14 protein-coding genes are annotated in these 13,629 nt (G+C 64.3%); 10 read left to right on the top strand and 4 right to left on the bottom strand.

Translation table 11 applies throughout. The features are described 5' to 3' along the window. Window positions 1-10 precede the first annotated feature (10 nt). The 5 genes from QLG02_RS11345 to QLG02_RS11325 are packed head-to-tail and all read left to right on the top strand — an operon-like array spanning window position 11 to window position 4,225. Entirely contained in the window at window positions 11-844 is an 834-nt protein-coding gene (locus tag QLG02_RS11345) for an alkaline phosphatase family protein (RefSeq protein ID WP_282465204.1), read from the top strand. Further along, window positions 844-1,743, top strand: coding sequence for an ABC transporter permease subunit (locus tag QLG02_RS11340; protein WP_118880225.1), 900 nt, complete (start codon window positions 844-846; stop codon window positions 1,741-1,743). The genes QLG02_RS11345 and QLG02_RS11340 overlap by 1 nt, the downstream gene beginning before the upstream one ends. Next, the gene (locus tag QLG02_RS11335; protein ID WP_282465203.1) at window positions 1,736-2,512 is read left to right on the top strand and encodes an ABC transporter permease subunit; all 777 of its coding nucleotides are present in this window, start codon (window positions 1,736-1,738) and stop codon (window positions 2,510-2,512) included. Before QLG02_RS11340 ends, QLG02_RS11335 begins: the two co-directional genes overlap by 8 nt. Before the next feature lie 6 nt (window positions 2,513-2,518). Beyond that, the gene (locus QLG02_RS11330) at window positions 2,519-3,526 is read left to right on the top strand and encodes an ABC transporter ATP-binding protein (protein ID WP_282465202.1); all 1,008 of its coding nucleotides are present in this window, start codon (window positions 2,519-2,521) and stop codon (window positions 3,524-3,526) included. Between the two features lie 39 nt (window positions 3,527-3,565). Then, a complete protein-coding gene (locus QLG02_RS11325) occupies window positions 3,566-4,225 on the top strand; it encodes an HAD family hydrolase (protein ID WP_282465201.1) in 660 nt (219 codons plus the stop codon). Between the two features lie 15 nt (window positions 4,226-4,240). Here QLG02_RS11325 and QLG02_RS11320 read toward each other — a convergent pair whose 3' ends face one another. Continuing rightward, complete coding sequence (locus QLG02_RS11320) at window positions 4,241-5,851, bottom strand: sensor domain-containing diguanylate cyclase (RefSeq protein ID WP_282465200.1); 1,611 nt, start codon at window positions 5,849-5,851, stop codon at window positions 4,241-4,243. Window positions 5,852-5,960: 109 nt separating this feature from the next. Here QLG02_RS11320 and QLG02_RS11315 point away from each other — a divergent pair, with 109 nt between their 5' ends. Then, a complete protein-coding gene (locus tag QLG02_RS11315) occupies window positions 5,961-6,401 on the top strand; it encodes a DUF2214 family protein (protein ID WP_011707672.1) in 441 nt (146 codons plus the stop codon). Window positions 6,402-6,549: 148 nt separating this feature from the next. Next, window positions 6,550-7,449: a DMT family transporter gene (locus QLG02_RS11310; protein WP_282465199.1), complete on the top strand. Its 900-nt coding sequence runs from the start codon at window positions 6,550-6,552 to the stop codon at window positions 7,447-7,449. A gap of 87 nt (window positions 7,450-7,536) precedes the next feature. On the opposite strand, the gene QLG02_RS11305 is transcribed toward QLG02_RS11310, so the two are convergent. Both QLG02_RS11305 and QLG02_RS11300 read right to left on the bottom strand, forming a co-directional pair. Then, a complete protein-coding gene (locus tag QLG02_RS11305) occupies window positions 7,537-8,394 on the bottom strand; it encodes an AraC family transcriptional regulator (protein ID WP_044800995.1) in 858 nt (285 codons plus the stop codon). After that, a complete protein-coding gene (locus QLG02_RS11300) occupies window positions 8,391-8,876 on the bottom strand; it encodes a GNAT family N-acetyltransferase (protein ID WP_270802883.1) in 486 nt (161 codons plus the stop codon). Before QLG02_RS11300 ends, QLG02_RS11305 begins: the two co-directional genes overlap by 4 nt. A gap of 163 nt (window positions 8,877-9,039) precedes the next feature. Between QLG02_RS11300 and QLG02_RS11295 the strand changes: the two genes are divergently transcribed. Continuing rightward, window positions 9,040-10,488: a catalase gene (locus QLG02_RS11295; protein ID WP_282465198.1), complete on the top strand. Its 1,449-nt coding sequence runs from the start codon at window positions 9,040-9,042 to the stop codon at window positions 10,486-10,488. Window positions 10,489-10,880: 392 nt separating this feature from the next. Here QLG02_RS11295 and QLG02_RS11290 read toward each other — a convergent pair whose 3' ends face one another. Further along, window positions 10,881-11,207 carry a YnjH family protein gene (locus QLG02_RS11290; RefSeq protein ID WP_282465197.1) on the bottom strand — a complete coding sequence of 109 codons (327 nt, stop codon included), beginning with the start codon at window positions 11,205-11,207 and terminating at the stop codon, window positions 10,881-10,883. 215 nt (window positions 11,208-11,422) lie between these two features. Between QLG02_RS11290 and QLG02_RS11285 the strand changes: the two genes are divergently transcribed. Beyond that, complete coding sequence (locus tag QLG02_RS11285; RefSeq protein WP_282465196.1) at window positions 11,423-12,661, top strand: hypothetical protein; 1,239 nt, start codon at window positions 11,423-11,425, stop codon at window positions 12,659-12,661. A gap of 158 nt (window positions 12,662-12,819) precedes the next feature. Beyond that, window positions 12,820-13,593, top strand: coding sequence for a transporter substrate-binding domain-containing protein (locus tag QLG02_RS11280; protein ID WP_011707679.1), 774 nt, complete (start codon window positions 12,820-12,822; stop codon window positions 13,591-13,593). Window positions 13,594-13,629: the final 36 nt, after the last annotated feature.

Here is a 13,629-nt window from a genome sequence, read left to right as displayed (position 1 = left end):
GGAGCGGCCAGTGCAACACAAGGTGATAGTGGTACTTGTGGATGGCCTCTCTGCCGAGGTAGCCCATTGCATGGGCTACCTCGCAGGCATGGTGGAGGCGGGCCAGGGGTTGCAAGCAACTCTGAGCTGCGCCCTGCCCTCCCTCTCCCGGCCCCTCTACGAGTGCATCCTGACCGGGTCGACGCCAGTGGAGAGCGGCATCACCCATAACGGGGTGAGCCGTCTCAGCCGGCAGGAGTCCATCTTCCATCTGGCCCGGGCGGGCGGCAAACGCACCGCGGCGGCGGCCTACCACTGGGTGAGCGAGCTCTACAACCAGAGCCCCTGGCAAGCGGCCCGCGATCGCTTCACCCATGACGAGCGGCTGCCCATCCAGCACGGCTGCTTCTACTGGGATGACGGCTACCCCGACAGCCATCTGCTGATGGACGGCGAGTGGCTGCGCAGCCAGTACGACCCCGATTTCCTGCTGATCCACCCGATGGGGGTGGATGACGCCGGCCACCAGTTTGGTCTCGATTCCCGCCAGTACCGCAATCAGGCGCGCCGGATGGACAGCCTGCTGGCCGACCTGCTGCCCCAGTGGCTGGCGGAGGGGTATCAGGTGGTGATCACCTCGGATCACGGCATGAACAACGACTTGAGCCACGGCGGCACCCTGGCCGAAGAGCGCCGAGTACCGCTCTGGCTGTTTGGCGATGCGTTTGTGACCCAGTGGCCCGCCGGCCCCGCCATGCAGCAGACCCAGCTCTGCGCCCTGATGGCGGATCTGCTGGGGGTGCCCCACGACAAGCCGAGCGGCCCGCCGCTGCTCAAGGCCGGCAACCAGCCGGAGGTGCACTGATGATGCCCGCCACCACCGAGATCCTGGCGGATCAACCCATGGCAACCAAGCACAAGGTGCGCCGCCACTGGCTGCCAGCGCTGGTGCTGCTGCCTTTCATCCTGCTGATGCTCCTGTTCCAGCTCGCCCCCATGGTGTGGGTGCTGGTGGGCAGTTTTCAGACCCCGGATGGCTGGGGCATCGACTACTACCGGGAGATTTTGAGCTCCCCCTTCTACCTGCAATCGTTCGGCAACTCCTTGCGCATCGCCGGTATCGCCAGTCTGGCGGGACTTGCCATCGGCACGCTCGGGGCGGCGGCGCTGCGCCACAGTGGCGAGCGGGTCAAACGGGTGCTGCTGGCCTTTGTCACCATGACCGGCAACTTCAGCGGGGTGCCGCTGGCGTTCGCCTTCATCATCATTCTCGGCATCAATGGCGCGGTCACTCTGCTGCTGAAATCCTGGGGCCTCATCGACGGTTTCAACCTCTACTCAGGCAGCGGCCTCATCCTCATCTACACCTACTTCCAGATCCCGCTCGCTCTGCTGCTGCTCTACCCGGCGTTCGATGCGCTGCAGGATGAGTGGCCGCAAGCGGCCGCACTGCTGGGGGCGAGCAAGGGGCAGTATGTGTGGCACGTGGCGCTGCCGGTGCTGACGCCTGCGCTGCTCGGTACCCTGATCATCCTGTTTGCCAACGCGGTGGGAGCCTATGCCTCCGCCTACGCCCTCACCACAGGCAACTTCAATCTGGTGACTATCCGGGTGGCCAGTCTGGTCTCCGGCGACATCTTCCTCGAGCCCAACATGGCGGCGGCGCTGGCGGTGATCCTGATGGTGCTGCTGGGGGTGGTGACAGCCGCCAACCAGTGGTTGCTGAAAAAGAGCTATGTGAACAAGGGGCAATCCCATGCATGATTTGACGCCGAGCTGGCCCAAGTGGGTGCTGGGTGGGCTGGTCGCCACCCTGCTGCTGCCGCTGCTGGCCACCTTTCTCTACTCCATCTCCACCCGCTGGGGGGCGACCCTGTTGCCGGACGGCTTCACCCTCGACTGGTATCTCAAGCTGTGGGGCGACCCGCGCTTTCTGGCGGCGTTTGGCCGCAGCCTCCTGGTTTGTTTCGCCACCCTGCTGCTGGGGACGCTGGTGCTGGTGCCGACCGTGTTGGTGGTGGCCTACTACTTCCCCAAGCTGGATCCCTGGATGAACCTGTTGATCCTGCTCCCCTTCGCGGTGCCGCCGGTGGTCTCCTCGGTGGGGCTACTGCAGATCTACGCCGACGGCGCCCTGCCGATTATCGGCACGCCGTGGATCCTGATCGGCACCTGGTTCACCGTGGTGCTCCCCTTCATGTACCGGGCGCTGGCCAACAGCCTGCAAGGGGTGCCACTGAAAGATCTGATGGATGCCGCCCACCTGCTGGGGGCGAGCAGCGCCCGCGCCTTCCTGCTGGTGGTGATCCCCTGCCTGCGCAAGGGGCTGCTGGCGGCGCTGTTTCTGTCGCTCTCCTTCCTGCTCGGCGAGTTCGTGTTTGCCAACATGCTGGTGGGCACCCGTTACGAGACCCTGCAGGTCTACCTCTACAACATGCGGGCGACTTCGGGCCACTTCACCAGCGCGCTGGTGATGAGCTACTTCCTGCTGACCCTGCTGCTCACCTGGGCAGCGAACAGATTTCATCGGTGAATCAACATGTTCCATCTAGAAGTGAATCAACTGCACAAATCCTACGGCGACACCAGAGTGTTCGAGGGGATAGAGTTCGGCATCCGCAAGGGGGAACTGGTGACTTTGCTCGGCCCCTCCGGCTGCGGCAAATCCACCCTGCTGCGGGCGCTGGCCGGGCTCACCCCGGTGGATGGCGGTCAGGTGCGGGTGGCCGGTGAAGACATCACCTGGCAGGAACCCCAGAAGCGGGGCATCGGCATGGTGTTCCAGAGCTACGCGTTGTTCCCCAACATGACGGTGCGGGACAACGTCGCCTTTGGCCTCAAGATGAAGCCCCAGCCGGGACGGGATCTCGCCGCCAGCGTGCAAGAGGCGCTGGCGCTGGTGGAGCTGACCGGTTTCGAGCGCCGCTATCCGGCCGAGCTCTCCGGCGGCCAGCGCCAGCGCGTCGCGCTGGCCCGGGCTCTGGTGGTGCAGCCGCGGATCCTGCTGCTGGACGAGCCACTCTCGGCGCTGGATGCCCGTATCCGCCGCAGCCTGCGCCAGCAGATCCGCGAGATCCAGCAGCGCCTTGAGCTCACCACCATCTTCGTGACCCACGATCAGGAGGAGGCACTGACCCTGTCGGACCGGATCTTCCTGATGAACAAGGGATCTATCGTGCAGAGCGGTACGCCGGAGGAGATCTACACCCGCCCCGCCAGCGAGTTCGTGGCGAGCTTTATCGGCAACTACAACCTGCTCGATGGTGAGCAGGCCAGCGCCCTGTTCGGCCCCCGTTTTCAGGGCAAGCTGGCGCTGCGGCCGGAGTCCCTCTCCCTGCTGCCGGCCGGCGCCAGCAGCGACGAACCTCACCTGCCGGGGGTCATCAGCGGGCAGCAACTGCTCGGCAACGTGATCCGCTATCAGGTGAGCTGCGCGGCGGGCCTGCTGACGGTGGACTGCCTCAACCGCTGTGCCGGCGATCTGCTGCCGATGGGCAGTGCCGTGACCCTGGTGGTGGCCCGGGATCAGCTCTGTGAGGTAGCATGACACCGCATTTCATTTCCATTTTTACTGCGAGGAGCGCCCATGGCACTGGCACTGTTTGATCTGGACGAGACCCTGATTGCCGGGGATTCCGCCAGCCTCTGGCTGGCGTACATGGTGGCCGAGGAGCTGGCTCCGGCCAGCATGATCGCCGAGGAGCAGGCGATGATGTCCCTCTACCATCAGGGCAAGATGGACATGCACCAGTACATGGCCTTCACCCTGCAACCGCTGGCGGGCAAGACGCGCCAGTGGCTCGACTCGCTCTGTAGCCGCTTTGCCGAGCAGGTACTGCGCGATCGTATCTATCCGGAGGGGTTGGCACGCATCGAGTGGCACCGCCAGCGCGGCGACGAGCTGGTGCTCATCTCCGCCTCCGGCGAGCATCTGGTGGCTCCCATGGCACAGATGCTGGGGATGGATCACTGCGTGGCCATCCTGCTCGACGAAGAAGCCGGCATGCTCACCGGCCAGACCCGCGGCACCCTCAGCTTTCGCGAGGGCAAGGTCGCCCGCATCAACCAGCTGTTTGCCGCCAGCGCCAACCCCTGGCAGGAGAGCCACGGCTACAGCGACTCCCACAACGACCTGCCGCTGCTGCAGGCGGTGACTCACCCCCACGCAGTCAACCCGGCGCCCGGTCTGCGCCAGATCGCCATCGAGCAGGCCTGGCCCACCCTCGACTGGCAGCTGGCCTCCTGAATGAAGAAGAGGCCCTCAGGCCTCTTCCTTGCTCAGCAGTGCATCGTCGGCAGGGGGCGCATCCTCCTGCCTCTTCGCCTCCGGCCTGCCCAGATAGATGCGGTTCTTGCCGTCGCGTTTGGCGCGGTACACCTCGGCATCGGCGATCTCCAGCAGCGTCTTGCCATCCATCCCCGCCTGACTGGCCACCAGCCCGCCGCTGAAGGTGATCCTGAGCTCGGGCTCGCGCCAGTCCAGTGACTCCACCCCCTTGCGGAACTGCTCCAGCAGCATCTGGCAGAAGTGGATGTCCGGGTTGACCAGCAGCACCACCAGCTCCTCGCCACCGTAGCGGCAGACCCAGCCGTGATCCCCCAGCAGTCGCATGGCCAGCTTGGACACCCGCTTGAGCACCACGTCCCCGGTCTGATGACCGAAGGTGTCGTTGACCCGCTTGAAGTCGTCCAGGTCCACCATGGCCAGGCAGAACGGCTGATGCTCGAACAGCAGACGATTGACGCGTTCATCGAAGAAACGGCGGTTGTAGAGGCCGGTCAGCTTGTCGAGGTTGGCCTGCTGGCGCGCCTCGTGATAATCCTTGCTCACCTCCGCCAGCTCGGCATAGACGTGTCTGAGCTCGCGCATCCCTCCCTGCGGCACGTCATCGGGCTGCATCCGGCTCGCCCGGATCATGCTGGAGATCTCGTCGAGCATGCGGCGAAAATAGCGGGACCAGACCAGCGCCAGCATCACGTAAAGCACGCAGGCCAGCGCAACCATCAGCTGCACGTTGAGGGAGACCCGCTCCACCACCGCCATCACGCTGGCCGCCGGCTGCACGCTGATCAGCACCCAGTTGCGCTCGGGCAGCTTGCTGTAGGCCACGAACTGGCTGGATGCCTTGTCCAGAAAGATGCCGTCCTCCTGGCTGAAGCGAGAGAGCCACTCGGGATGGGCCATGGGTTTGAGCAGCTGGGCGGTGTCAGGATGTGCCAGCACCTTGCCGGACTGGTTGACGACCATCTGGTAGCCATCCCCCAGCTGGCGATTCAGCTGGGCGGAAAAGGGGACCAGGATGGCATCCATCGCAAAGACCCCGCGCACCTTGCCCTCCCGGTCGGTCAGGGCCCGCGCCAAGGCGATCACCAGATTGCCGTTGGTGTAGTCGTAATAGGGCTCGGTCCAGACCATCTTGCCCACGTGCTGGCTGGCCAGCTGATACCAGGGGCGAACCCTGGGATCGAAGTTGGCATCCGCCTGCCAGGCGGGGTAGATCAGCATCTGGCGTTCGGCAGTACCTATGTAGATGTAGACCAGATCGGCCATGACCCCCTTGTAGAGCTGCCACTCCTTCAGATAGGTCTCGGTGTTGTGTAGACGAGGGCCGCTGATGTCCGCCACCTGCACCTGGTCGTAAATGAGGGTGAACTGGCGTTCCATCTCGTGCAGATAGGGTTCGATGAAGACGTGACGCAGCTGGTGATTGGTGGCGAGCAGGCGCTGCTGCAGTTCGTTTTGCAGGCTGCGTTCCATGTGCAGGTAATAGATTCCCCCCAGCATCAATACCGGGATGAACAGCAGAAGCAGGCCCAGACGCATCCGGGCAACCAGGGACCAGGTTTTTTTGGAGACCGCTCGTTTATCCAATCCTGACTCCTGCTATTGCCAGACAACGCGTAGTGTCAGAATATCAGCAGCGCGAGATGGCGTCCAAAGGGAAGCTGACCATCTGCTCAACGAGAGGTAATCGACAAGGATGCTGAACCCGGATCTGTTGATGGCGCTGCACTACTGCGCCGTGATCACCCTGACCGGAGCGATCACCTCCGAATATTTTCTGTTCCGTCGCGGCATGTCCATCGAGCAGGTGCGCAAGCTGCTGCTGGCCGACGGCCTGGCGGCGCTGGCCCTGCTGCTCATCTTCATCACCGGGGTGTTGCAAGTGCTTGCCCACCCCGACGAGCCCTCCGTGCTGCTCGCCAATCCGGGCTACCGCACCAAGCTGCTGCTGTTCTGCGTGATGGCCATCAGCTTTGGCTATCCCAGCCGTCTCTTCTACCGTTGGCGCCGCTCCCTGCGCCAGGGGCGCGCCCCCATGGTCTCCATCCAGCAGCAGTTCTGGGTGATCTGGATCCTGCGCGGCAACCTGCTGCTTCTCGCCCTCATCCCTCTGCTGGCCGGCATCGCCAACGGCTGAGCCGCACGAGCTGCGGCAAGGCCGTGGGATAACCGCTCACACTGCCAACCTCATCGACAGCTAAAGACAAATCCCCCCGCGCACGGTTATCTTGGAGGCTGGAGTTTTGCGGCACGGCCCTGCCCGTCCGTCTTTCAGGGATGAATCTATGCGTTCGAACATGATGTTATTGATGGCCGCCGCCATCTGGGGGCTGGGCTTCGTGGCCCAGCGGCTCGGGATGGATCACATGGGGCCTTACACCTTCAACGGCCTGCGCTTTCTGTTGGGGGCCGCCTCTCTGCTGCCGCTACTGTGGTGGCTCAAGTCCCGCCAACCCAGGGCCCAGCCCGGTGATCGGCGTCTGCTGCTGACCGGCGGCCTCATCGCCGGTACCGTGCTGTTCAGCGCCGCCTCGCTGCAACAGGTGGGGCTGCTCTACACCACGGCAGCCAAGGCGGGTTTCATCACCGGTCTCTACATCATACTGGTGCCGGTGATCGGGCTCGCCCTGCGCCACAAGACGGGGGCCAACACCTGGGTTGGCGCCCTCATCGCCATGGCAGGCCTCTACTACCTCAGCGTCACCGAGGACTTCACCATCGGCTACGGCGACCTGCTGCAGGTGGTGGGCGCCCTGTTCTGGGCCGTACACCTGCTGGTGCTGGATCACTACTCGAGCCGGGTCGCCCCCATTCGCCTCGCCGGCGTTCAGTTCTTGGTGTGCGGCCTGCTCAGTCTGGGTACGGCGCTGGTCATCGAGACCCCCAGTCTGAGCGGCGCGGTGGCCGGCTGGCAGGCCCTGCTCTATGCCGGTCTGGTATCGGTCGGGGTGGGCTACACCCTGCAGGTAGTGGGTCAGCGCGGCGCCCATCCGGCCCATGCCGCCATCATTCTCAGCCTGGAGACTGTGTTCGCCGCCATCGGTGGCGTGCTGTTGCTGGGGGAAACCCTCGACGAGCGCGCCATGGTGGGCTGCGCCTTGATGCTGGCAGGTATGCTGATTTCCCAGATCCGGCTGCGCTGGTGGTGGAAATCCCGTCGGGACAAGGTGCCGAGCCAGCCCTGATACGGTTGCAGCCGACAGCGCAAGCGACCGGTCTCCATCCCAAACAAAACGAGGCGCCCAAGGGCGCCTCGCTTTATTGCCGCACGCCTAGCGCACGCTGGAGCAGAAGCTCACGTCGTCGCGCAGGGGGTCGTTGCTCACGCTGTGGTAGAGCTCGAAGCAGGGGCCGCTGCCAAACTCCAGCCCGGCCGCCACTATGTCACCCACATGCTCCTGCCAGCGCGGTCCGTACTGGTTGCGGTCGGTGATGAGGTAACGGGACTGGGCATAACGGCCGGCCGGGATGAGCTGGATCTCCACCTCGCCCTCACCCCGGGTCTGGGGCGGCACAGTGATGCCGATGTCGGTGCGGCACTGGGCCGGCGGTGTCACCTCCGGGTTGTCGTGGTAGATGAAGATCCACTCTCCGCCCTCCAGCCCGCGCGCAGCGGCCCACTGGTGCAGGCGGCCGCAGACGGCATCATAACCCTCGCCATAGGGACCGGTGACCCGGATATAAGCCAGGGTGCGGGCGTCCATCTCGACAGTTTTCATGGTGTTGCTCCTTGCTGATGAGTGGCCTTCAGCATAAGGGGACGGGCCATCCCATGCGTGTCCATCCTTGCTCTCCAGGTGTCCATTCTTGCTCTTGTCACTGCGAAACGCACCCGGTGTGCAGCCATAGTAGCGACGAAAGGCCTTGGCAAACGCCTGGGAGCTGCCTAACCCCGCCCCCAGCGCGATGGCGGTGATGCTGGCATCGGTGTAGCAGAGCTGCCAGGCGGCCCGCTGCATGCGCAAGCGCCGGCACATCTCCCCCGGTGCCTCGCCCGCCACGGCGGTGAACACCCGGTGAAAATGGTAGAGGGAGAGGCAGGCCCGCTCCGCCAACGCCTCGATGGAGAGATCCGGATCCTGCTCCAGCGCCCGCAGCACCGGGATGAGCCGGCGGCGGTAGTCGATCATGGCCGGATCCTCGCCATGTAGAGGGCATCCACGTACTCACCCTGGCGGAAGGCGTAGCCACGGGCCAGTCCCTCCTCGACGAAACCGAACTTGCGATAGAGCGCCAGCGCCCCCTGATTGTCGGTGTAGACGGTGAGTTCGACGCGTTGCAGGTTGAGCCAGTTGTCGGCCATCTCCAGCGCGGCCCCCAGCAGGGCGGAGCCCACTCCCTTGCCGACCCAGTCATCCCGCACCCCCATGCCGATACAGGCCACGTGCTTGCGCCTGGGGTTGGGCTCCATATGCAGCGAGAGCTGGCCCACCAGCAGGCCATCGATCTCGGCCACCAACGCCACCACGCTGCCGCTCTCCAGCCGCTTCTGCCAGACGCCCAGGGTCGGATAGGGCAGTTGCAGGGTGCCCGCCTGGGCGTTGGGCATGGCATAGAGATCCCGCAAGGCGGGGGCATCGGCCGGTTCGGCGTGACGAATGGTGATCTGCATCTGAGGCTCCTTCTCGAAAACCTCATCATGCAGCATCAGAAGGGTCCGGTCATCCCCCCAGCTCCACCCATTTGTGATGCCTATCAAAGGGCGAGGGAGGGCCCATTGGTTCCCTGGTTTTTCCTTGTTATAGACTCAAGGCTCACCAACAAGGAGAAGCACCATGAACGACAAGACCCTGCACAGTGCCAATGGCGCCCCCGTTGTCGACAACAACAACAGCCTCACTGCCGGCCCCCGCGGCCCGGTGCTGATGCAAGACATCTGGTTGATGGAAAAGTTGGCTCACTTCGATCGGGAACGGATCCCGGAGCGGGTGGTTCACGCTAAAGGCTCGGGCGCCTACGGCACCTTTACCGTGACCCATGACATCAGCGCCTTCAGCAAGGCCGACCTGTTCAATGCCGTCGGCAAGCAGACCCCGGTATTCCTGCGCTTCTCCACCGTGGCCGGTGAAAAGGGCGCCGCCGACGCAGAACGCGACGTGCGCGGCTTCGCCCTCAAGTTCTACACCGAGCAGGGCAACTGGGACCTGGTGGGCAACAACACCCCGGTGTTCTTCATTCGCGATCCGCTGAAATTCCCCGACTTCATCCACACCCAGAAGCGGGATCCGCGCACCAACCTGCGCAGCGCCACCGCCGCCTGGGACTTCTGGTCCCGCCATCCCGAGTCCCTGCATCAGGTCACCATACTGTTCAGCGATCGCGGCATCCCCAAGAGCCTGCGGGAGATGAACGGCTACGGCAGCCACACCTTCAGCTTCATCAACGATGCCAACGAGCGCTTCTGGGTCAAGTTCCACTTCAAGACCGAACAGGGCCACAGCTTCTACACCGATGAAGAGGCCGCCACCGCCGTCGGCCAGGATCGGGAGACCAGTCAGGCCGATCTGTTCAACGCCATCGAGCGGGGCGACTTCCCGCGCTGGAAGGTCTATGTGCAGGTGATGCCGGAGGCCGAAGCCCAGACCTACCAGATCCACCCGTTCGACCTCACCAAGGTGTGGCCGCACAGCGACTACCCGCTGATCCCGGTCGGCGTACTGGAGCTCAACCAGAACCCGGACAACTATTTCGCCCACGTGGAGCAGGCCGCCTTCACCCCGGCCAACGTGGTGCCCGGCATCGGCTTCTCGCCGGATCGCATGCTGCAGGGCCGCCTGTTCTCCTACGGTGACACCCAGCGCTATCGCCTCGGCGTCAACCACGGCCTGCTGCCGGTCAATGCCCCGCGCTGCCCGTTCCACCACGGTGCCCACCGCGACGGCGCCATGCGGGCCGACAGCAACGGCGGCGCCAGCCCCAACTACCAGCCGAACCGCTTCGGCACCCAGCAGCCGAGCGAGCAGCACGAGCCGGCGCTGAGCCTGGAAGGGGCTGCCCTGCACTACGATTTTCGCGACTACGACAGCGATTACTACAGCCAGCCGGGCAACCTGTTCCGGATCATGGACGAGGGGCAGCGCTCGCGCCTCGCCGCCAACCTGGCGCGTTCCCTCGTCAACGTGGAGGATGACGCCATCATCGCGGCCCAGCTCAAGCACTTCGAGCAGGCCGACCCCGAGTACGCCAAGCGGGTCGAGCTGGCGCTGGCCGCCCTGCAGCGTTAAGTCGCAGGCAGCCAACATCTGCAAAAGCAAAACGGGGGCCTGCTGGCCCCCGTTCTCGTCATGACGGTCTTTGATAAATAAAAAACGGAGCCCAGGGCTCCGTTTTCACTGCGGTATCCATCCCGGACGCAGCGCCGCCGTGCTCCGTCTGCGGTGATGAATAAAAAACAGAGCCCAAGGCTCTGTTTTCACTGCTGTATCAATCCCGGACGGAACGCGCTTCGCGCTCTTCCCGCTCCCTTGCCAACAGGCGTTTGTACCACCAGCTACTGCGACGACGTTGTGCATTGGAAGAGCGACGAGCCATTTCTTAGGTTCCAGCCAAGAGAGGAAAAGAGCCGCATTATGCGATAGAGGTCACGTCCATGTCTTTAGCTGGATCAAGAAAAACCTCACTGACCGACGCTGATGGTGCCGCTCTTCGTCGCCTTGCCGGCCGCATCCGACGCCCTTTGCGGCTCGCGCCAGGCCAGTGACCCGTTGCTCTCCAGCTCGTTTTGCGGGGCGCACTCCAGCCAGCTGTCGCCCTGCTGGATCCTGGCGCCCAGCGAATATTTCTGATCCTGATACCAGCAGACTCGCTCCGGCAGCGAGCCCAGCGGCAGCACCAGTTCGGCTCCCACTTCCGCCCGCTTCGGCTCTGCCGCCACGCCAGTGCCGGTCGCCCCGCCCAGCAGCGCCAGCCACAGCCAGCCACCTACCCTCTTGCCCAGATACATGATGTTTCTCCTTGCTCGATAGAAGGTTCAGGCGACCGGAAACGACACAAACTTGATTAATAAGCAGCGCCCTCGCTGGCATTCCCAAGCCAATATGATAGCCTGCCAGCGCCTGCTCATGCCCGTCAAAACAGGTGCAGGAAAACCCCGGTGGATTTGTCGGTTCTCGACAAATATAACCTTATTAATCAAATCGTTATTTGGATATTATCCCAATGCGTATCATGCCGTTGCTCCAGGCGGCCTGCCTGAGCCTGATGTTGTCCGCCTGCGTCGCCCCCCTGTTGATGATGAGCCCCACCAGCCAGCTGATGTGGGCCCTGCTCAAACCCCTGGTCGGCTTCGACCCCAATGAAGCCAACCTGTTTGAACAGCCGCTGATCAAGGACCGGATGACCAGCATCCTCGGCCCCAATTACGACAGCACCATGCAGTTGCTCAAGACCGCCAACGAGCTGCAGCAGGAGGGGCCGCTGTTCTACGTGGTCTCCCGCTACGCCCCCGTGCCGGACGTCGCCAAGCAGGCCGGCATGGTGTGGAACTCACAGACCAACCAGATGTCCGTCATGCTGCTCAAGGGGGACGGTACGCCCCAGGTCTTTGGCGAGAACCTGGCGGCCGGCGCCCCGAGCTGGCCAACCGAGATGCAGAACTGGCAGACGCAGGGCAATCCGGCGACCAGCGCACTCACCGGCGCCACCAACAGTCTGACCGGCTCGGCGACCAAGAGCCTGACCGGAGCGGCCACCACCAGCTCGGTATTTGGCAGCGTGCTGGGTTCCCTGCAGCAGGGCGCCAGCAAGACCATGGCTGACACCACCAAGCAGGTCGTGAACGGCGCCGCTACCTCGGCCCAGCAACAGGCCGGCAAGGCAGCCAGCAGCGCCACTGCTACCGTGCAGCAGCAGGCCACCAAGGCTGTGACCGAGCCCGCCAAGCAGGCGGTCAGCAGCGCCACTGCCACCGTGCAGCAGCAGGCCACCAAGGCCGTGACCGAGCCCGCCAAGCAGGCGGTCAGCAGCACCACTGCCACCGTGCAGCAGCAGGCCACCAAGGCCGTGACCGAGCCTGCCAAGCAGGCGGGCAGCAACGCCACTGCCACCGTGCAGCAGCAGGCCACCAAGGCCGTGGTCGAGCCGGCCAAGCAGGCGGTCAGCAGCGCCACTGCCACCGTTCAGCAACAGGCCACCAAGGCCGTGACCGAACCGGCCAAGCAGGCGCTCAGCAGCGCCACTGCCACCGTGCAGCAGCAGGCCACCAAGGCCGTGGCCGAACCGGCCAAGCAGGCGGTCAGCAGCGCCACTGCCACCGTGCAGCAGCAGGCCACCAAGGCCGTGACCGAACCGGCCAAGCAGGCGGCCAGCAGCGCCACTGCCACCGCAACGGATGCGGCCGCCAAGGCCGAGGCCGCGCGCGCCGCAGCCGAAGCCGAGATGGAAGCCCTGCTCAAGTAAGCCCCTCACCAGGCCATCGCAAGATGGCCTAGCTGTTTTCCGCCCCCTCGCGCCCCACTACAACCCCTCACCACCCACGCTACCGGGCGCGGGAAATCATGAACTTCTCGATATAGCCCCCTAAACTGGAAAGACGATTTGTTGCAAGGAGTGCTGCCATGTCGCGTCTGCTCAGCCTGATGATCTGCTGCTGTCTTGGCACAGCCCTGCCCGCCTCGGCGTTCACCTATTACTCCGAGCAGAACATGCCGTTCAACGGCCAGGATGAGCAGGGCAACAGCACCGGCCTAGCGGTGGAGCTGCTGCGGCTGATGTGGCAGGAGATGGGCGAGCCGGAGCAGCCCATCCACTTCATGCCCTGGGCCAAGGCCTGGTACCTGCTGACCCAGCAGCCGGATGCGGTGCTGTTCACCACAGCCCACACCCAGGCGCGGGATCCGCACTTTCTCTGGGTCTGCCCCATCAGCCACTCGCGGGTCTCACTGGTAGGGCGCAAGCGGGATGCCCCCAAGGTGACCGGCAAGGCCGATCTGACCAAGCTGCAGATCGGGGTCATGCAGGCGGATGTGGGGGAGCAACTGCTGCTCAACCGGGGCATCAGCCCCGCCAACCTGATGTCGGTGGAGCGCATGGATCAGGTGGTGCGCCAGCTCATCATGGCCCGCACCGATCTGGTGGCCGGCAACGAAGTCATGCTGTTCCACCAGGCAAGGCAGCTCGGCTTTTCGTCCGATACCTTCGTCACCGTCGCCACCCTGGCGGATCAGGACAACTGCTTCGCCTTCAACCCGGCGGCGGACAAACAGCAGGTCGCCCGCCTGCAGCAGGCGCTCGACAAGGTCAGACAGGGGGAGGCCTTCAAGCGGCTCATCGCCCGCTATCAGGATGTGGTGCAGTCACCGCCGGCGGATCACCTGCCCACGATCGAATAAACCCAAGACACAAACAGGCCACCCGAAGGTGGCCTG

Source organism: Aeromonas sp. V90_14 (assembly GCF_029967615.1).
Taxonomy (GTDB): domain Bacteria; phylum Pseudomonadota; class Gammaproteobacteria; order Enterobacterales; family Aeromonadaceae; genus Aeromonas; species Aeromonas hydrophila.
The sequence above is the reverse complement of the archived record's forward strand: the minus strand, read 5'-3'. Positions and strand labels throughout refer to the sequence as shown.

Excerpts from the sequence above, each read along its gene's own strand:
- QLG02_RS11305 (WP_044800995.1), bottom strand. The coding sequence starts at position 8,394 with ATGATCGACTACCGCCGCCGGCTCATCCCGGTGCTGCGGGCGCTGGAG.
- QLG02_RS11325 (WP_282465201.1), top strand. The coding sequence starts at position 3,566 with ATGGCACTGGCACTGTTTGATCTGGACGAGACCCTGATTGCCGGGGAT.
- QLG02_RS11315 (WP_011707672.1), top strand. The coding sequence starts at position 5,961 with ATGCTGAACCCGGATCTGTTGATGGCGCTGCACTACTGCGCCGTGATC.
- QLG02_RS11310 (WP_282465199.1), top strand. The coding sequence starts at position 6,550 with ATGCGTTCGAACATGATGTTATTGATGGCCGCCGCCATCTGGGGGCTG.
- QLG02_RS11335 (WP_282465203.1), top strand. The coding sequence starts at position 1,736 with ATGCATGATTTGACGCCGAGCTGGCCCAAGTGGGTGCTGGGTGGGCTG.
- QLG02_RS11300 (WP_270802883.1), bottom strand. The coding sequence starts at position 8,876 with ATGCAGATCACCATTCGTCACGCCGAACCGGCCGATGCCCCCGCCTTG.
- QLG02_RS11295 (WP_282465198.1), top strand. The coding sequence starts at position 9,040 with ATGAACGACAAGACCCTGCACAGTGCCAATGGCGCCCCCGTTGTCGAC.
- QLG02_RS11285 (WP_282465196.1), top strand. The coding sequence starts at position 11,423 with ATGCGTATCATGCCGTTGCTCCAGGCGGCCTGCCTGAGCCTGATGTTG.
- QLG02_RS11290 (WP_282465197.1), bottom strand. The coding sequence starts at position 11,207 with ATGTATCTGGGCAAGAGGGTAGGTGGCTGGCTGTGGCTGGCGCTGCTG.
- QLG02_RS11330 (WP_282465202.1), top strand. The coding sequence starts at position 2,519 with ATGTTCCATCTAGAAGTGAATCAACTGCACAAATCCTACGGCGACACC.
- QLG02_RS11280 (WP_011707679.1), top strand. The coding sequence starts at position 12,820 with ATGTCGCGTCTGCTCAGCCTGATGATCTGCTGCTGTCTTGGCACAGCC.
- QLG02_RS11340 (WP_118880225.1), top strand. The coding sequence starts at position 844 with ATGATGCCCGCCACCACCGAGATCCTGGCGGATCAACCCATGGCAACC.